Source organism: Thermocatellispora tengchongensis (assembly GCF_014202315.1).
Taxonomy (GTDB): Bacteria; Actinomycetota; Actinomycetes; order Streptosporangiales; family Streptosporangiaceae; genus Thermocatellispora; species Thermocatellispora tengchongensis.
Genome location: NZ_JACHGN010000020.1, coordinates 1 through 16736 on the forward strand (window position 1 = coordinate 1; position 16736 = coordinate 16736).

The window sequence follows — 16736 nt, forward strand, 5'->3', positions numbered from 1 at the left end:
TCCCCCGCCCCTCCCACGCCCACATTTCCATTACTCACCCCCTGAACGCTGTAGTTAACCGATCCTAAACCCTCCATCCCCCGCACCCCGCGGGCCTGCGCGCGGGGCGGGGCGGGGCCGCCACGACCGTGCCGGCCCGGGGATCACATGAGGCTGCCGGCAGCCGTCATTCGAAGCGGATCTCGTCGATGGCGATGGTGGAGTCGCCGCCGTGCCAGAAGCCCATGGCGAGCTGGCTGGGACTGGTCCGGTTGATGCCGTTGGCGGTCATGGGGATGCGGATGTCCTGGTAGGAGGTGGTGATCTGAGGGTGGCTACCGTCGTCCAGGGTGTATTGGCCGAACAGTTTGGTGGTGCCGCCGAGGCTGAGGTTGAAGTGGGTGTGTTCGCCGCCGGTGGCGCCTTTGATCCGGATCACCAGGTGGGTTTTGGTGGTCAGGTCGGTTCCGACGTCGCTGCCGAACCAGCCGCAGTTGTCGTAGCGCAGGTGGAGTGCGCCGCCGGTGACGGTGCCGGAGCCGCCGCCGTCCAGGAAGCAGTTGCCGCCGGTCCATTTGCCCAGGTCGTTCCGGGCCGCGGCCGGGTAGGCGGGCGAGCCGTCGAAGTCGTCAAGCAGCAGCCCGGTGGCCGGCGCGGGCGGGTCGGTGGTGACGGTCACGGTGTTGCCGGCCGCCGACCGGTTGCCGGCCGCGTCGCGGGCCTTGACCGTGTAGGCGTACGCGGTGGACGGGGTGAGCCCGGTGTCGGTGAACGTGGTGCCCGCCGGGGAGCCGACGAGCACGCCGTCGCGGAACACCTCGTACCCGGTGACCCCGACGTCGTCGGTGGCCCCGCTCCAGGACAGCGACACGCTGGTGGACGTCTTGCCGGTGCTGGTCAGGGTGGGAGCGGTCGGCGCCGAGCAGTCCCCGGCGCATCCGGTGGTGGTCGCGGACACGCTCGCCGACAGGCCGGAGGCGTTGCCCGCGTTGTCCACCGCCCGCACCGCGTACCGGTAGGTCTGCCCGGCCGTGCGCCCGGTGTCGGTGTACGTGGTGCCGGTCAGCGGAGTCGAGGTGATCTTCGTGCCGTCCCGGTAGACGTCGTAGCCGCGCAGCCCGCTGCCGCCGGTGTCCGTCGCCGCCGACCAGGACAGCGAGACGCTGGTGTCGGTGACGCCGGTGACCGTCAGGCCGCCGGGGGTGCTGGGCGCGGCGCAGTCGCCGGTGCAGGTGCCCGAGGTGGACAGCGTGCCCAGGTTCATCCAGCCGTCTGTGCTCTGCTCGGCGTTGGCGAACGACAGCGGGTACGGCGGCCGGTGCCGGTCGATCACCCAGTCGGTGAGCCGGGACTCCGGCGGACGGGACCGCAGCACGTCCGGGGTGACCGCCTCAAGCGGGTTGCGGACCTTGAGCACCAGGCTGTAGGCGCCCGCCGGGACGCCCGCGGTGCTGAGGTCGGCGAAGAAGTTCACCGGCCGCCCGAAGTCGATCCGGGTGGGGTCGCCGGGCACGTTCCAGTCCGGGAAGGCGCGGATCCGCAGCGGCTGGACCTTCCGCAGGTCCCAGTCGGTGTCCCAGGTCTTCACCACCGTGCCCGAGGCGTCCTTCAGCCCGAGGACGACGGTCCACGGGTAGTAGAAGGGGGCCACGCCGTCGTTCTGGATGGTGACGCCGACCCGGAACGGGCCGGACGCGGAGGCGTCGAACTGGGCCTGCGGGATGTGCAGGTTGTAGCCCATCTTGCGGACCCCGGCCGCGACCTTCGGGTCGGTGGGGCTGTAGCCGCTCGCGCCGGTCTGGTTGATCATCCAGGTGATGTGGGTGAGCTCGGTGGCGGCCAGCACGTCGTCCACCTGGTTGCCGCCGCCCGGCCAGTTGGCGTACAGGCTGCCCTGGATCTCCGGCCGGGCCTCGCCGCCGATGGACTGCGTGGTCCACCGGTTCTCCAGGTTGCGGTTCAGCAGGAGCTGGGTGAACGCGTCGTCCCAGCCGCCCATCGACACCGGCAGCGTCATGCTCTTGAGCTGCCCGTTCCGCCACTCCCGGTACGGCCAGGAGTCGTCGTGGAACCCGATGCCCGGCGTCTCCGCTCCGGCCAGCGGGTACCGGACCTCGAGCTGGATGTTGTCGAAGGCCGCGTCGTAGGCGTGGATGAGGGTGGTGATCGTGGCGTCGGTGGGCATCAGGTCCGGGTAGCCGTCCGCGGTGTCCCGGTCGTACGGCCAGGTGTGCCACTCGCCCCACAGCCCGACCAGGCCCAGCGACATGAAGCCGATCCGCGGGTCGGCGGTGCCGCCGGGGCCGGCGTGGTCGTACCGGTCGGCGAAGGCGTCGATGAAGCCGGTGAAGGCGCCGATCACGTCGGGGTCGTCGTAGTCCGGGCTGACGGTGCCCCACTGCCCGTTGGTGCGCAGCGCCGTCTTGCCGTCCAGGCAGGGCGGGATGCCGTTGCCGGGGTGCGTGCCGGAGCCGCCGGGATACTCGACGTAGAACCGGAAGGCGAGCTGGCGGCTCCACACGGCGGCCTCGTCCAGGGCCTTCTCGAACACGCTCCAGTCGAAGACCGAGCAGTTCGCGGGGTGCTTCATCACCTCGCTGAGCGCGAAGTAGCTCCACATCAGGCCGCCGGGGAACTTGTTGTCGTAGTTGTCGCCCGGGAAGAGGTAGGGGGCGAAGCCCTTGAGCGGCTGGCCGACCGGGGCGTCGGCGTAGGCGTAGGTGTGGGTGGTGAGGCCGGGGTCGGGACCCGGACCGGCGGGCGGGCGGGGCGGCGGGCCCGCCGCGGCCGTGGCGGTGGTCGCGGCGGTGGTCGCGGCGAGCAGCACGGCTGTCAGGGTGAGCAGGAGCGTTGAGAGCTTGCGTCTCATGTATCCCCTCCGGGGGAAAGGACGGCACAGGCGTGGGGGGTGCCCGAAGGGCGTCCGCCCGGCGATCCACATGAGACCAGAACGCTTGCTGTATCACAAGACCTGTTCCTGCGATACGGCAAGCATGTTGCATCACTGATCAGCATAAAAGGGATGTGTAGCTACAAATCACCCTTCGAAATCGCATGTTGATGTCTTGCGTTTGCTTGCATTGTTCTGTTTTGATGCGCTGGACATCCGCTATCCCCCAGGAGACGGTCGAATGACACGAGCCGTCCGGGCCGTGCTCGCCCTGGCACTCGCCCTCACCGCGGTGACCGCCGCCGGCGTCCCCGCGTCCGCCACCCCGACGTCCACCTGGACGCCGCTCACCTACCAGCAGGCGCCCGCCGACAACCCGCTCAAGGGCTTCATGCCGTACGCCGGCAGCTACCAGACCTTCCCGCACAGCATGGAGTGGTTCTACCTGCCGCTGCGCGACCTCATGACCGGCCCCGCCACGTTCGACTGGGTTCCTCTGGAACGGCGGCTCAACGCCATCGCCCGGCGCGGCCACCACGCCGTCTTCCGCGTCTACCTGGACTACCCCGCCAAGCCCACCGGCATCCCGCAGTTCCTGCTGGACCAGGGCCTGGCCACGCACTCGTATCCCGACCACGGCAACAACGGCCTCAGCGTCTCCCCGGACTACGAGGACCCTCGCCTGGTCGCCGCCCTCGACCGGTTCATCGGCGCGCTCGGCCGCCGCTACGACGGGGACCCGCGGATCGGCTTCATCCAGGTCGGCCTGGTCGGCTTCTGGGGCGAGTGGCACACCTGGCCGTACGACGGCGGCACCCGGCCGGAGAACTGGATGGCGTCCGAGGCGACGCAGGCGGTGGTGCTGAACCGGTTCGAGAGCGCCTTCAAGCGGACCCGGCTGCTGGTCCGCTACCCGTCGGCGCTCAACAAGGACCTGCACATGGGCTACCACGACGACTCGATGGCCTTCGAGACGCTGCCGCCCACCCCGTGGCACTTCGTGCAACGGCTGATCGACAACGGCGTCACCGAGAAGTGGCGCGCCGAGCCCATCGGCGGCGAACTCCGCCCAGAGGTGCAGTCGTGCATCTTCGACGCCCCCGTGAGCTGCGCGCAGTACGAGGACTACGACGAGTCGGTGACCCGGTCGCACGCGTCGTTCCTGCTGAACCAGGCCCCGTTCGAGGGCGGCGGGTTCACCGGCGACGAATGGTTCCGCGCCGTGGCCGGCGCCCGCTCCCTCGGTTACGAGCTCACCGTCACCGAGGCCGCGCTCCCCGCCGCCCCCGCCCGCGGCAACGCCACCGTCGGGGTGCGCATCGCGAACCGGGGCCTCGCGCCGTTCTACTACGACTGGAAGGCCGAGCTGGCCGCCGTTGACTCCGCCGGGCGCGTCGCCAAGCGGTGGACGGTCCCATGGACGATCACCGGCATCCAGCCCGGCGCGGCCCCCGCGGAAATGACCGCCCAGCTCAAACTCGCCGGCCTCGGCAAGGGCGAGTACGACCTCACGCTGCGGGTCGTGAACCCCCTCCCCGGCGGCAACGACCTGCGCTTCGCCAACGCGGCCCAGGACGTGCACTCCGGCCTGCTCACCCTCGGCCGGCTGACGGTCGGCTGACCCGCGCCCGGACACCCTGGCCTGGACACCCTGGCCTGGACGGTGTTCTCCTTCGCCGATATGCGGAGGAGAACACCGTCATCGGCTCACGAGCGGCGCTTCCCAGACCGTCGAGAAGAAGTCGAGCAGCAGCTCGCTGACCTTCTCCGGATGGTCGAGCTGCATCCAGTGGCCCGCGCCCTCCAGCCGCTCGTAGCGCCAGGACGAGGTGATGTGCCCGGCGCTGCCGGTCATCGCCTGCTCGGTGAGTAGCGGTCGCCGCTGCTCCACACGCCCATGGTGGGCACCGGGACGGGCGGCGCCTGGAGGTTGCCGGGGATGAACGACCCCGCTCAGCCCAGGCCGCCGTCCACCCGCAGCACCGCCCCGTTGACGTAGGAGGAGCGGTCGCTGAGCAGCCAGGCGGCGGCCTCGGCGATCTCCTCCGGCTCGGCCGCGCGCCGCAGCGAGGTCTGCGCGGCGAGCTGCTCGACGATCCCGGGGGAGACGGCCTCCCAGGCGCGCACCATGTCGGTCAGCGTGGTGCCGGGTGCGATCCCGTTGACCCGGATGCCCTCCGGGCCGTAGGTGGCGGCGGCCGACTCGGTGAGGCTGTTGAGCGCCCGCTTCATCGCGCCGTAGGCGGGCAGCACGGGGTTGGGCCCCCAACTGCCGACGGTGGAGGTGTTGACGATCGCCCCGGTCCCGGCGGTGGCCCGGATGGCGGCCACCTCGGCGGACATGGCGACCCACTGTCCCTTGAGGTTCACCTGGTACATCAGGTCGAAGTCGGCCTCCGGAATCTGGTCCATCGGCGCCGGCGGCACCGCCGTCGCGCCGTTGTTGAAGGCGACGTCGAGCCTGCCGTACAGCTCCACCGCCCGGTCCACCGCGGCGCGCACGCTGCCCGGGTCGGCCAGGTCGCACACCACGTGGCCGGCGGTGCCGCCCGCCGCCCCGATCTCCTCGGCCACCGCCTTGAGCTGGTCCTCGGTCCGGGCGGCGAGCAGCACCCTGGCGCCCTCGCGGGCGAACAGCCGCGCCGCGGCGGCGCCGATGCCGCGCCCGGCACCGGTGACGAAGGCGACCTTGCCGGCCAGCAGGCCCGTGTTCGTGTCATCGGTCATGGCATCGAGCCTGGTCCCCGCCACGGAGCCCAGCCAGGCACCGGCTGTACCTGGCTGAGCGCGGCGCCGGCCGCGCATAGTGGAAACGTGGACAGACAGGAACTGGCCGCCTTCCTGCGCAGCAGGCGGGAGCGGATCACCACCGCCGACGTGGGCCTCCCGGCCGGGCGGCGGCGCCGCACCCCGGGGCTGCGCCGCGAGGAGGTGGCCCAGCTCGCGTACATCTCGACCGAGTACTACACCCGCCTGGAACAGGCACGCGCCCCGCGCCCGTCCCAGGAGGTGCTGGCCGGGCTGACCCGGGCGCTGCGCCTGTCCGACGCCGAGCGCGACCACCTGCACCACCTGGCCGGCGCCCCGCCGAGCCCGCCGCCCGGCCCGTGCCGGGAGGTGCACCACAGCATCCTCGACCTGCTGGACCGGCTGCCGCAGGCCGCCGCGCTCGTGCTGTCCGCGACCTACGAGGTGATCGCCTGGAACGACCTGGCGGCGGCACTGATGGCGGACTTCTCCGCGCTGCCCCGGCGCGACCGCAACCTGATCCGGCACGCCTTCCTCGGCCCGTCGGCGGACGGGGCCCGGCTGCTCCTCGCGGCGGAGGCGGACCGGGTCGCGTTCGCCCACGGCGCGGCCCGGCGGCTGCGCGCCGTCGCCGCCCGCTACCCCGGCGCCCCCGAAGTGGCCGAGCTGGTGGCCGAACTCCTGGACGGCAGCGCGGAGTTCGCCCGGCTGTGGGCCTCGCACGACGTGTCCCCCGAGCCGAGCCTGCGCAAGACCCTGCACCACCGAATGGTGGGCCCGATCACCCTCAACTGCCACGTGTTGGACATCTCCGACCGGGACCAGCACCTGGTGATCTACACGGCCGACCCGGGCTCCCCGGCCGAGGAGGCGCTGCGGCTGCTCTCGGTGATCGGCACGCAGCGCATGGACGTGCCGGGCTGAACCGCCCGATCAGGCCCGCGCCGTTCACGGCCGGGCTGCGGGAGGTACGGCTTCCAGCAGTGAACGCAGCAGTCGCGCGGCGGTGCCGGCGGGCATCTCGCCGGGCGTGTTCACGATCTGGGAGGCGAGCCCGTCGACGAACGTGTGCAGGAGCGCCGCCCAGAGCTCGACCTGGTCATCAGGGTGCGGGAGCGTGGCCTGGCCCGGTTCGCGGATCGGCTCGTGCCCGCGTAGGACGGCGACGCACTGACGGTACAGCGCGCGTTGGTCGTTCCAGGTCACCGAGCCTCCTGCCGGAGGGTGCCGGCGTTCCCATTCCACGATCGCCGACCACAGCGCGTACTCCTCGCGCCGCTCGGCGTCGAGCGGCAGCATCTCCTCCACGATCGTGGCGATCCCTTCGACCACCGAGTCCGCGGTGCGGGGTCGCTGGACGCGCGGGAGGACCCGCCGGCGCAGGGTCTCTGTGGTGGCCTGTACGACGTAGGCCTGCAGTTCGTGCTGGTTGCGGAAGTAGTGCCGCAGCGACCCGGTGGACCAGCCGGCTTCGGCGGCGACTCCGCGGACGGTGACGCCGGCAAGGCCCTCGCGCAGGATCACCCGGATGGCGGCCTCGCCGATCTCGGCCCGTCGCCGGTCGTGATCAACGAGTCGTGGCACGTCCACATGCTAACACGCCCGTGCTACCATAATTAGCACGGGCGTGTTATTACAAATCGCTGACTCCCGGGGGAGACGGTTTTGTCGATCGAGACGATCGGGGCGGTGCTCGGACTGGCGCTGCTCGACACGCTGAGCCCCACCGTGATCGGGATCACCCTCTATCTGCTGCTGGCCAGGCCGCGCCGCGTGGGCGCGCTGCTCGCCGTGTACCTCGGATCCGTCGCGGTCGCGTACTTCGCCCTGGGCGCGCTGCTCATGCTCGGCCTGGGCGCCGTCGTGCCACATGTCGATGAAACCGCGTGGGCCTGGGGGCAGGCCGTCCTCGGCGCGGGGCTCATCGTGGGGAGCTACTTCATCCCGGGCGAGAAACCCGAGCGCGCGTCCGTCCGGGCTCGGTCCTTCACCCTGCGCTCGATGCTGCTGTTGGGGCTGGGGACCTGGCTGTTCGAGTTCGCCACCGCCGTGCCGTACTTCGGCGCGATCGGCATCATGACCTCGGCCGGCCTGTCCGCCGTCCAATGGTCGCCGCTCCTCGGCGCGTACGTGACCATCATGATCCTCCCCGGCATCCTGCTCTACGCCGCATGGGCCGCCCTGGGCGAACGGCTGCGCGCACGGTTCGAACGGTGGCGCGACAAGGTCTCCTCCGGATCCCGCACCATGGTGAGCTGGATCGTCTGGATAGCGGGATGCCTGATCCTCCTGGAGGCGGTGGACACGCTGTTCACGGAGGTGACCGTCGTCACTCCGTGGTCGTAGTCGTCCTCTCAGGCGGTGCCAGTGCCCTTGGGCACGGTCACGAACCGGCCCAGGCGGTGCCGTCCACCGCCAGCCACGGCTCGCCGGCCACGGTTCCCGGGGTCACGCCGCTGAAGGCCAGGATGTCCCGATGCAGGTGGGACTGGTCGGTATAACCTTCCTCGGCCGCGACCCGGGCCGCGCCTTCGCCCGCGGCCAGCCGGTGGGCGGCGTGGTCGAAGCGGACCAGCCTCGCGGCGCGCTTGGGAGACAGGCCGATCTGCGACCGGAACCGGGACCACAGGCGCTTGCGGCTCCATCCGATCTCCAGCGCCAGCTCGTCGATCCGTGCCCGGCCACGGCTGCCCACGATCCGCGTCCAGATCCAGGCCACCTCCGGGTCCACCGAGGGCCCCGCCTCGCGCCGGCGGACGAGCAGGGCGTCCGTCACCGCGAAACGCTCCTGCCAGGACCTGGCCTGGCCGAGTCGCTCCCGGATCCGTGACACCTCGCGGCCCCACAGGTCGTCGAGGGCGACGACCGCATGGTCCAGCTCTGCCGGGGAGACGCCCAGCACGGCGCGCGCGACCACGGGGGACAGGCGCACCTGCACGCATTCGATCTTCTCACCGCGCACCCGGACCCCGCCGAACGCGAGCCTGGCGACCAGGCTTCCCCGCTGCTGCCGGCCGGTGGCGTTGTCCACGACCAGCGGGCCGTTGCCGGACTCCAGGACCAGTGTGACGGCCGGGTGCGGGATCGCCCGCAGGTCGATCGGGCCCGTGGCCCGAGCGCGGAACCCGGCCATGCTGAGGCCGGCCACCCGGCTGGAGCGAGACGGCCGCGCGACGTCCCACGCGAGAGCGGCGTCGCGCTCGGGCACGGTGGATCGCATCCTCCCATGCTATGAGCCGGTGCCCGGCCGGGACATTCGTGCAAGACACCGGCGCGCGCCCACGGTGACGGTGGGCTCATGAGAGTTTCCACCAGGCTCACGGAACGGATCCGGGCGGCGGAACGGCGCGTCTCCGCCACCTACGGGCTGACGATGACCGAGCACACGATCGTGCTCGAAGATCCGCCGGTCCGGCTGCGCGCCCTGGCCACGGGCTCGGGCACCCCGGTGATCCACGTGAACGGCATCTCGGCCCCGGCCATGGGCTTCGCGCCGCTCGTCGCCCAACTGCCCGGGTACCGTCATCTGCTGCTCGACCTGCCCGGGCACAATCTCGCGGCGCCCTACCACTGGCGGGATCGCCCCCTCCGCGACCTGGCGGTCGGTGTGCTGACGAGGACGCTGGACGCGCTCGGAGTGCCACAGGCGGCATTCGTCGGCAGCTCCCTGGGCGGCCTGTTCACGCTGTGGACGGCGATCGACGCACCGGCGCGCCTGCCCCGGGCGGCGATCGTCGGCGCGCCCGCGACGGCGCTGCCGGGAACCCGCGGGACCGCCGCGATGGCGGCGATGACCTCCGCGGTACGCGGCCCGCTCACGCAGTGGTCGATGCGGCTGCCCTCGCCGAGGTTCGTCGCGCGCGCCGCCCTGGCGGAGGCCATCGGGACCGGCGCGGCGCACGGGATGTCCGGCGACCTGCTCGACCTGCACCGCCTTCCGCTCCGGTTGCCGGGGCGGGCCGCGTCGTACCGGGCGTTGCTGCGCCGCCTGATGCGCGGACGCGCCCCGCGCCCCGAGAACGTCCTCACCGACGCCGAGCTGGCGGGGATCACGGTGCCGCTGCTGTTCGTCTGGGGCGAGCAGGACGTGTTCTGCCCACCCCGGACCGGTGGCCCAAGTGTGGCGAAGATCCCGCAGGCGCACCTGACGGTCGTGCCCGGCGGTCACAGCCCCTGGCTCGACGACGCGGGCCGTACCGCGGCACCGATCCGCTCCTTCCTCGCCGATGAGCGCATCGAGACGCCCGCCCCCAAGACCGCGTGAACGAGCCACGTTGACGAGCGCACTCTCCACGTCCCCCGGCGACGGCGAGCCCACCGCGGGCGGCGGTGCGCGGTTCCGGGGTCACAGCCAGCCGCGCTCGTCGGCGATCCGGACGGCCTCGGCGCGGGTGCGGGCGCCGGTCTTGCCGATGGCCGCCGACAGGTGGTTGCGCACCGTGCCCTCGGACAGGTGGAGCTGCCTGGCCATGTCGCCTACGGTGCCGCCCTCCGCGGCGGCCACCAGGACCTCGTGCTCGCGGGCGGTGAGCGGGCTGACGCCCTGGCTGAGGGACTCGGCGGCCAGGACGGGATCGACGACCACCAGGCCGGCGTGCACCTTGCGCAGCGCGTTCACCAGTTGCTCCGGCGGGATGTCCTTCACCAGGAAGCCCGCCGCGCCCGCCGCCATGGCGCGGGACAGGTAGCCGGGGCGGCCGAAGGTCGTCAGCATGATCACGCGGCAGCCGGGTGCGGCGGCGCGCAGGGCGGCGGCGGTGGCCAGCCCGTCCTGGCCGGGCATCTGGATGTCCAGCAGCGCCACGTCGGGACGGGTGCGCGCGGCGGCCTCCACGGCTTGTTCGCCCGTGCCGGCCTCGGCCACCACGCGGATGTCCCGCTCCAGGCCGAGCAGCGCCGCGAACGCCCCTCTGACCAGGGCCTGGTCGTCGGCCAGCAGTACGCGGATCATCTGCTCCCCCTGGGACACTCGGCTCGGAGCCGGTAGCCGCCGCCGGGCAGCGGCCCGGCCTCCAGCCGCCCGCCGGCCGCCTCCAGCCGGGCGGCCAGGCCCTTGAGCCCGTGTCCGGGGCGGCCCGTCCCACCGGCCGTGTCGTCCTCCGCCGGTCGCGGGCGGCCCACGCCGTCGTCGAGGATCTCGACGAAGCCGCGGCCGGCCCGTATCTCGCAGCGGCGCGCCCGGCTGTGCCGGATCACGTTGGTGACGCCCTCGCGCACCACGTAGGCGAGGACCCGGTGCTCGGGCACGGTGTCCGGCCGGGGGAGGCGGGCCTCGATGCCCGCCGCGGCGAGCGCGCCGCGGGCGTCCTCCAGGGCGCTCGCGAGCGACGGCTCGTGGGTGGCCGCCACGGTGGCGCGTACGTCGTTCAGCGCCTGGCGGCCGAGCTCCTCGATGTCGCGCACCTCCTGCCCGGCCCGCTCCGGCTCGCCGCTCTCCAGCAGGCGGCGGGCCAGCCCGGCCTTGACCGTGAGCGTGGTCAGGGTCGAGCCGAGCGCGTCGTGCAGGTCGCGCGCCAGGCGCTCGCGGTCGGCGGCTATCGCGAGTTCGGCCATGGTGGCGTTCGCCCGCTCCAGCGCCCGGTTGGCCGTCCAGGTCGCGCGCAGCGGTCCCACGATGAGCACCACCGAGAGCAGGAACAGCAGGGTCCAGTCCGGTGACCCGGTGGACAGCAGGCCGAGCACGACGCCGGTGGCGATGGCGGGCGCGGCCAGGATCACCGCCCACCCCCAGGGCAGCACGACCGCGGCCACGGCCAGCGCGTAGCTGTAGTTCCAGGGGGAGATGCCGAACACCGTCACCAGCACGGTCGCCACGGCCAGCGCCGCGCCGCTGAGGACGGCCCGCGCGGCGACGGGCCTGCGCATCACCAGCACGGGCCCGGCCAGGTAGCAGGCCAGGTAGCCGAGGATCAGCGCGCACGCCAGCGCGACCGGCACCGGGCCGGTCCCCTCGCGCACCGCCCGGTAGAGCTCCAGCCACAGCGGCGGGCTGAACAGCACGCCGATCGCCACCCAGCCCTTGGCCATCGGCCACGGGGGCGCCTCGGGGTCGTCCCAGGCCGCCGCGGACACCTCGGGCAGCGTCGAAGCGGGCGTGTCACCGCTGGACGCGCCCTGCGGTCGCCCGGCCGGCGGGGGAGCGGGGGTCCGGCGCGCACCGGCCGCGGCGGCCTGGTCGGGGGCGGCGGGTACGCCGGCGGCGTCGGCGCTCATCCCCCCCACGATAACCGCCCTCCTCCCGGCGGGTAAGCCTCGATCGTGCCCGCGTCGCCCGCGTTCCCGTACGCCGGAACGTCGCCGGCCGGCGTACGGGAGCGGGTGTCCCACCGGGTCAGACCCGCTGGGAGTCGCGCCGGTACAGCACGACGACCAGCGCGGCCGTCACCGCGAACCAGGCGGCCACGACCGCCGGGCCGAGCGGGTCGATCGGGGCGCCCTCGACCTGGTTCCGCGCGTGCTCGGCCAGCCAGAAGCTCGGCAGCGCCTTGGCCAGCGTCGCCATGACCTCCGGCATCACCTCCACCGGCATGAACAGCCCGCCGAACATGGCCATCAGCAGGAAGGCCGACACCGTCAGCGCCGACACCGCGTCCGGCTTGGCGGACAGGCCGATCAGCGGGCCGAGCACCGCGAACGGCAGCGCCCCCACCCAGCTCGCGACCAGTACCCGCAGCCACTGCTCCGCCGTCAGGTCCACGCCCTTCACCAGCAGTCCGGCCAGGAAGATCAGCAGGAGTGCGGGCAGCACGATGACCATGGACGCGGCCACCTTCGAGGCGACGTAGGACCACCCCGGCAGCGGGGTGAGCCGCAACTGGCGGTGCCAGCCCGCCTGCCGCTCCAGCGCGACCCGGCTGCCGATGGCCAGCGCGCCGGAGATCGCCCCGAACGCCGCCATGCTGATCATGATGTAGGTGGTCATGTCGACGGCGCCCTTGGTGTCCAAGCCGCCGAACACCTCCGACATGACCAGGAAGAACACCACCGGCGAGGCGACGGCCAGGACCAGGAACTCCATCGACCGCGTCAGCAGCCGCAGCTCGGTGTAGACCAGCGTTCCCATGGCTCAGACCTCCTTGGCGGCCGTGACCACGGTGTGACCGCCCGCCGATCCCCGCGGCCCGGAGTCGCCGGTGAGCGCGACGAAGGCGTCCTCCAGGGTCATCGCGGACACCTCCACGTCCCTGGCCGGCCGCTGCAGCAGGGCGCGCAGCGCCCGGTCGGAGTCCTGGCAGTGCAGCTCCACCCGCTCGCCGTGCACGGAGGCGGCGCTGACCCCGGGCAGGCCGCGCAGCCACGCGGGGTCGGCGTCGTCGAGTACGGCGCGGATGGTGCGCCCCTCGACCCTGGCGCAGATCTCCGCCACCGAGCCGTCGGCGACGATGCGGCCGTGCCGCATCAGCACCACCCGGTCGGCGAAGTCCTGCGCCTCGGCCAGGTAGTGGGTGGCGAACAGCACGGTCCGGCCTCCGGTGGCGTACTCGCGCATCGCCGCCCAGAAGTCCTGCCTGCCCTGTACGTCCATGGCCACGGTCGGCTCGTCCAGCACCAGCAGGTCGGGGTCGCACACCAGCGCCGCGGCGAACCGGATCCGCTGCCGCTGGCCCCCGGACAGGCCGCCGTACCTGAGCCTGGCCTCCTTGGCCACGCCGGCCCGGCGCAGCGCCTCGTCCACCTTGAGCGGCCTGGGGTACTGGGCCGCCATGATCTGGACGATCTCCCGGCCGGTCATCTCGTGCAGGAACCCGCCGGACTGGAGCATCGCGCCGACCAGTCCCTGCGCGGCCGCCCGCCGCGGGGGACGGCCGAACAGGCGGGCCTCGCCCTCGTCCGGGGCGCTGAGCCCCAGCAGGATCTCCATCGTGCTGGTCTTGCCCGCCCCGTTCGGCCCGAGCAGGGCCACCAGCTCACCGGGCGCGACCAGCAGGTCCACTCCGTCCACCGCGCGCACGTCCCCGAAGGACCTGCGCAGCCCGCGCAGGCTGACCGCGGCGCCGGATTCGGCATCCTCCATCATGATCCCGACTATCCCGCCGGTCGCCGGCGGTCACCTCGACCATCTGTCATCGTCTGCCCATGACAGATGTCACGGCCCCGGAGTGGACCGGCGCCGGTCGGGATGGTGCCCTCGCCCGGGTGGAACTACTCTGCCCGGCATGCGCATGCTGCACCTCGGGCTGCGGGTCACCGACCTGGAACGCTCGCCGGCCTTCTACACCGCGCTCGGGTACGCCGAGCTCGGCCATGTCGCCGAGACGGAGTTCGGCAGCCTGACCATGCTCCAACTGCCCGGCGACCCGTTCGTCAGCCTCGAACTCGTGCACGACCCCGCACGACCGGTCACGGACATCAGCGCCGTCAACCACCTCGTCGTCCAGGTGGACGATCTCGACGCCACGATCGCCGACCTCGCGGGCAGGGGCGTCACGGCCGAGCCGCCGGCGGACCTGGGGCAGGGGATGCGGACGTCATGGCTGACCGACCCCGACGGCTACAGGATCGAACTCGTGCAGTGGCCGCCCGGCCATCCGGCCGGGATGACCGCGGCCGACTTCGCCTGACGGGCCGGGCGGAACCGGCGACCGCTCACCGTGAGCCGGCTGTAAGCCCCTGCGCTGCGGGGGCGGCCCGGTCACCGTGACCCGGGCCGGGCGCAGCAGGCGGTCGCCGACCCGGTAGCCGCGGAGCAGGACCTCGCTGCAGGTCGCGCGGCCGGTCCGAGCCGAGGGCACGTAGCCCACCGCCTCGTGGCGCGTCGGGTCGAAGGCGTCGCCCGGCATGCCGAACGCCTCCAGGCCGAGCTCCGCGAGCTCAGCTTCCAGCGTCTCGGCGACGAGCTGAAAGCCGCCGTAGACGTCGCCGAGCTCGCGGGCCCGGGTGATGGCGTCGAGAACCGGCAGCAGGCTGCGGAGCGCGTGCGCCACCCCCATGTCGTACATCGCCGACCGGTCGCGCTGGGCCCGCTTGCGGTAGTTGTCGTACTCCGCCTTGAGCCGCTGCAGGTCGGCGGTGCGTTCGGCGAGGTCGGCCTGCAGCCGCGTCGTCCGTGACCGTGGCCGTCCGGCGGCCCGGCCGGTCGCGGCCCGTGGCGGTGACGCCGGCGCGTCGCGAACCGGCGTGCCGGCGGGGCCGGTCCTGTCGCCCGCGGTCTGGGCGGGCAGCGGAAGGCCGGCGGGCGGCCGCCCTTGCCGAGGGGGATCGGACCGGCGGTTCATCGCTCGCCCTCCTGGTGCTTGTCCTCATCGACGATCTCCGCCTCCACCACCTCCTCTTCACCGGCCTTGTGCTGATCGCCCGCGCCTGCGCCCGTGCCCGTGCTCCCTCCGGGGGCGGTGCTCCGCGTCTGCGCGTAGATCGCCTGACCGATCTTCTGGGCGGTGGCCGCGGCCTTCTCCGTGGCCTGCCTGATGGCGTTGACGTCGTCGCCCTTCAGCTTGTCCTTCAGGTCGGCGAGCGCGGCCTCCACCTCGGACTTGACGTCTGCGGGCACCTTGTCCGGGTTGTCGCGCAGCAGCCGTTCGGTGGAGTAGACGAGCGTCTCGGCGTTGTTGCGGGTCTCGGCCTCCTCACGCCTGCGGCGGTCCTCCTCGGCGTGCCGCTCGGCCTCGCGCACCATCCGGTCGATGTCGTCCTTCGGCAGCGCCGAACCGCCGGTGATCACGATCGACTGCTCGCGGCCCGTACCGAGATCCTTCGCGGAGACGTTCATGATGCCGTTGGCGTCGATGTCGAAGGCGACCTCGATCTGCGGGACCCCGCGCGGGGCGGGCGGCAGGCCGGTCAGCTCGAACATGCCCAGCTTCTTGTTGTACGCGGCGATCTCCCGCTCGCCCTGGTAGACCTGGATGGCCACGGACGGCTGGTTGTCCTCGGCCGTGGTGAACACCTCCGAGCGCCTGGTCGGGATCGTGGTGTTGCGCTCGATGAGCTTGGTCATGATCCCGCCCTTGGTCTCGATGCCCAGCGACAGCGGGGTGACGTCCAGCAGCAGGACGTCCTTGACCTCGCCCTTGAGCACCCCGGCCTGCAGGGCGGCGCCGATCGCCACCACCTCGTCCGGGTTGACCCCCTTGTGCGGCTCCTTGCCGCCGGTCAGCTCCCGTACCAGGTCGACGACGGCCGGCATGCGCGTCGCGCCGCCGACGAGGATGACGTGGTCGATGTCGGAGGTCTGCAGCCGGGCATCGCCGATCGCCTGGTGGAAGGGGCCCTTGCAGCGCTCCAGCAGGTCCTGGGTGAGCCGCTGGAACTGCACGCGGGTCAGCTTCTCGTCCATGTGCAGCGGGCCCTGGTCGGAGGCGGTGATGTAGGGCAGGCTGATCGAGGTCTCACTGGTGGACGACAGCTCGATCTTGGCCCGCTCGGCCGCCTCGCGCATCCGCTGCATCGCCATCTTGTCCTTGGACAGATCCACCCCGTGGGCGTTCTTGAACTGGGTGACCAGATGATCGACGATCCGCTGGTCCCAGTCGTCGCCGCCGAGGTGGGTGTCGCCGGCGGTGGCCTTGACCTCGACCACGCCCTCGCCGATGGACAGCAGCGACACGTCGAAGGTGCCGCCGCCCAGGTCGAAGACCAGGATGGACTGGTCGTTCTCCTTGTCCAGGCCGTAGGCCAGCGCGGCGGCGGTCGGTTCGTTGATGATGCGCAGCACCTTGAGGCCGGCGATCTCGCCCGCCTCCTTGGTCGCGGTACGCTGCGCGTCGTCGAAGTACGCCGGCACGGTGATGACGGCCTCCGTGACGTGCTCTCCGAGGTAGGCCTCGGCGTCGCGCTTGAGCTTCTGCAGCACGCGCGCGGAGATCTCCTGTGCCGTGTACCGCTTGCCGTTTATGCTCCCCGTCTCGGGGAACCGCCACGCCGCGTCGCCCATGTGGCGTTTCACCGAGCGCGCGGTGCGCTCGACGTTGGTCACCGCCTGCCGTTTGGCGATCTCGCCGACCAGCACCTCACCGCTCTTGGCGAACGCGACCACCGAAGGGGTGGTCCGCGATCCCTCGGTGTTGGTGACGACGGTGGGCTCGCCGGCTTCCAGCACGCAGACGACCGAGTTGGTCGTGCCGAGGTCGATACCGACGGGTCGGGTCATCGACGGCCTCCTTCCTCACGCCCTCCTCGT

16 protein-coding genes are annotated in these 16736 nt (G+C 72.3%); 5 read left to right on the forward strand and 11 right to left on the reverse strand.

Annotated elements, in window-relative coordinates:
* Window positions 1-166 precede the first annotated feature (166 nt).
* A complete protein-coding gene (locus tag HNP84_RS36890) occupies window positions 167-2848 on the reverse strand; it encodes a fibronectin type III domain-containing protein (protein ID WP_185054666.1) in 2682 nt (893 codons plus the stop codon).
* 262 nt (window positions 2849-3110) lie between these two features.
* On the opposite strand from HNP84_RS36890, the gene HNP84_RS36895 reads away from it, so the two are divergent.
* Window positions 3111-4490, forward strand: coding sequence for a DUF4832 domain-containing protein (locus tag HNP84_RS36895; protein WP_185054667.1), 1380 nt, complete (start codon window positions 3111-3113; stop codon window positions 4488-4490).
* A 78-nt stretch (window positions 4491-4568) separates the two neighbouring features.
* On the opposite strand, the gene HNP84_RS36900 is transcribed toward HNP84_RS36895, so the two are convergent.
* Together HNP84_RS36900 and HNP84_RS36905 are read right to left on the reverse strand one after the other, a co-directional pair.
* Window positions 4569-4760, reverse strand: coding sequence for an alpha/beta fold hydrolase (locus HNP84_RS36900; RefSeq protein ID WP_185054668.1), 192 nt, complete (start codon window positions 4758-4760; stop codon window positions 4569-4571).
* A gap of 62 nt (window positions 4761-4822) precedes the next feature.
* Entirely contained in the window at window positions 4823-5596 is a 774-nt protein-coding gene (locus tag HNP84_RS36905) for an SDR family NAD(P)-dependent oxidoreductase (RefSeq protein WP_185054669.1), read from the reverse strand.
* A gap of 87 nt (window positions 5597-5683) precedes the next feature.
* Between HNP84_RS36905 and HNP84_RS36910 the strand changes: the two genes are divergently transcribed.
* Complete coding sequence (locus HNP84_RS36910) at window positions 5684-6541, forward strand: helix-turn-helix transcriptional regulator (RefSeq protein WP_185054670.1); 858 nt, start codon at window positions 5684-5686, stop codon at window positions 6539-6541.
* Window positions 6542-6565: 24 nt separating this feature from the next.
* Here the strand turns inward: HNP84_RS36910 and HNP84_RS54040 are convergent, their stop codons facing one another.
* Window positions 6566-7201, reverse strand: coding sequence for a TetR/AcrR family transcriptional regulator (locus HNP84_RS54040; protein ID WP_185054671.1), 636 nt, complete (start codon window positions 7199-7201; stop codon window positions 6566-6568).
* Window positions 7202-7282: 81 nt separating this feature from the next.
* Between HNP84_RS54040 and HNP84_RS36920 the strand changes: the two genes are divergently transcribed.
* Complete coding sequence (locus HNP84_RS36920; protein ID WP_185054672.1) at window positions 7283-7963, forward strand: GAP family protein; 681 nt, start codon at window positions 7283-7285, stop codon at window positions 7961-7963.
* Window positions 7964-8000: 37 nt separating this feature from the next.
* Here HNP84_RS36920 and HNP84_RS36925 read toward each other — a convergent pair whose 3' ends face one another.
* Window positions 8001-8837, reverse strand: a complete 837-nt coding sequence (locus tag HNP84_RS36925) for a helix-turn-helix domain-containing protein (RefSeq protein WP_221337237.1) — start codon at window positions 8835-8837, stop codon at window positions 8001-8003.
* 78 nt (window positions 8838-8915) lie between these two features.
* Here HNP84_RS36925 and HNP84_RS36930 point away from each other — a divergent pair, with 78 nt between their 5' ends.
* Window positions 8916-9881: an alpha/beta fold hydrolase gene (locus HNP84_RS36930; RefSeq protein ID WP_185054673.1), complete on the forward strand. Its 966-nt coding sequence runs from the start codon at window positions 8916-8918 to the stop codon at window positions 9879-9881.
* A gap of 81 nt (window positions 9882-9962) precedes the next feature.
* Here the strand turns inward: HNP84_RS36930 and HNP84_RS36935 are convergent, their stop codons facing one another.
* The 4 genes from HNP84_RS36935 to HNP84_RS36950 all read right to left on the reverse strand — a co-directional run bounded on the left by HNP84_RS36935 (window position 9963) and on the right by HNP84_RS36950 (window position 13634).
* The gene (locus HNP84_RS36935) at window positions 9963-10568 is read right to left on the reverse strand and encodes a response regulator transcription factor (RefSeq protein WP_185054674.1); all 606 of its coding nucleotides are present in this window, start codon (window positions 10566-10568) and stop codon (window positions 9963-9965) included.
* Window positions 10565-11830 carry a sensor histidine kinase gene (locus tag HNP84_RS36940; RefSeq protein WP_185054675.1) on the reverse strand — a complete coding sequence of 422 codons (1266 nt, stop codon included), beginning with the start codon at window positions 11828-11830 and terminating at the stop codon, window positions 10565-10567. The genes HNP84_RS36935 and HNP84_RS36940 overlap by 4 nt, the downstream gene beginning before the upstream one ends.
* 118 nt (window positions 11831-11948) lie before the next feature.
* Window positions 11949-12680 (reverse strand): ABC transporter permease, encoded by a 732-nt coding sequence (locus HNP84_RS36945; protein ID WP_185054676.1) that lies wholly within the window; start codon window positions 12678-12680, stop codon window positions 11949-11951.
* A 3-nt stretch (window positions 12681-12683) separates the two neighbouring features.
* Window positions 12684-13634, reverse strand: coding sequence for an ABC transporter ATP-binding protein (locus HNP84_RS36950; RefSeq protein ID WP_185054677.1), 951 nt, complete (start codon window positions 13632-13634; stop codon window positions 12684-12686).
* A gap of 139 nt (window positions 13635-13773) precedes the next feature.
* Between HNP84_RS36950 and HNP84_RS36955 the strand changes: the two genes are divergently transcribed.
* Complete coding sequence (locus tag HNP84_RS36955) at window positions 13774-14178, forward strand: VOC family protein (RefSeq protein WP_185054678.1); 405 nt, start codon at window positions 13774-13776, stop codon at window positions 14176-14178.
* On the opposite strand, the gene grpE is transcribed toward HNP84_RS36955, so the two are convergent.
* Both grpE and dnaK read right to left on the reverse strand, forming a co-directional pair.
* Complete coding sequence (gene grpE / locus HNP84_RS36960) at window positions 14086-14832, reverse strand: nucleotide exchange factor GrpE (RefSeq protein ID WP_185054679.1); 747 nt, start codon at window positions 14830-14832, stop codon at window positions 14086-14088. The two genes, HNP84_RS36955 and grpE, sit on opposite strands and share 93 nt — an antisense overlap.
* Entirely contained in the window at window positions 14829-16706 is a 1878-nt protein-coding gene (dnaK, locus tag HNP84_RS36965; RefSeq protein ID WP_185054680.1) for a molecular chaperone DnaK, read from the reverse strand. Before dnaK ends, grpE begins: the two co-directional genes overlap by 4 nt.
* Between the last annotated feature and the right edge of the window lie 30 nt (window positions 16707-16736).

Coding starts and splice junctions, on each gene's coding strand:
- HNP84_RS36905 (WP_185054669.1), bottom strand. CDS start 5,596: ATGACCGATGACACGAACACGGGCCTGCTGGCCGGCAAGGTCGCCTTC.
- HNP84_RS36895 (WP_185054667.1), top strand. CDS start 3,111: ATGACACGAGCCGTCCGGGCCGTGCTCGCCCTGGCACTCGCCCTCACC.
- HNP84_RS36925 (WP_221337237.1), bottom strand. CDS start 8,837: ATGCGATCCACCGTGCCCGAGCGCGACGCCGCTCTCGCGTGGGACGTC.
- dnaK (WP_185054680.1), bottom strand. CDS start 16,706: ATGACCCGACCCGTCGGTATCGACCTCGGCACGACCAACTCGGTCGTC.
- HNP84_RS36930 (WP_185054673.1), top strand. CDS start 8,916: ATGAGAGTTTCCACCAGGCTCACGGAACGGATCCGGGCGGCGGAACGG.
- HNP84_RS36935 (WP_185054674.1), bottom strand. CDS start 10,568: ATGATCCGCGTACTGCTGGCCGACGACCAGGCCCTGGTCAGAGGGGCG.
- HNP84_RS36890 (WP_185054666.1), bottom strand. CDS start 2,848: ATGAGACGCAAGCTCTCAACGCTCCTGCTCACCCTGACAGCCGTGCTG.
- HNP84_RS36945 (WP_185054676.1), bottom strand. CDS start 12,680: ATGGGAACGCTGGTCTACACCGAGCTGCGGCTGCTGACGCGGTCGATG.
- HNP84_RS36955 (WP_185054678.1), top strand. CDS start 13,774: ATGCGCATGCTGCACCTCGGGCTGCGGGTCACCGACCTGGAACGCTCG.
- HNP84_RS36950 (WP_185054677.1), bottom strand. CDS start 13,634: ATGATGGAGGATGCCGAATCCGGCGCCGCGGTCAGCCTGCGCGGGCTG.
- HNP84_RS36940 (WP_185054675.1), bottom strand. CDS start 11,830: ATGAGCGCCGACGCCGCCGGCGTACCCGCCGCCCCCGACCAGGCCGCC.
- grpE (WP_185054679.1), bottom strand. CDS start 14,832: ATGAACCGCCGGTCCGATCCCCCTCGGCAAGGGCGGCCGCCCGCCGGC.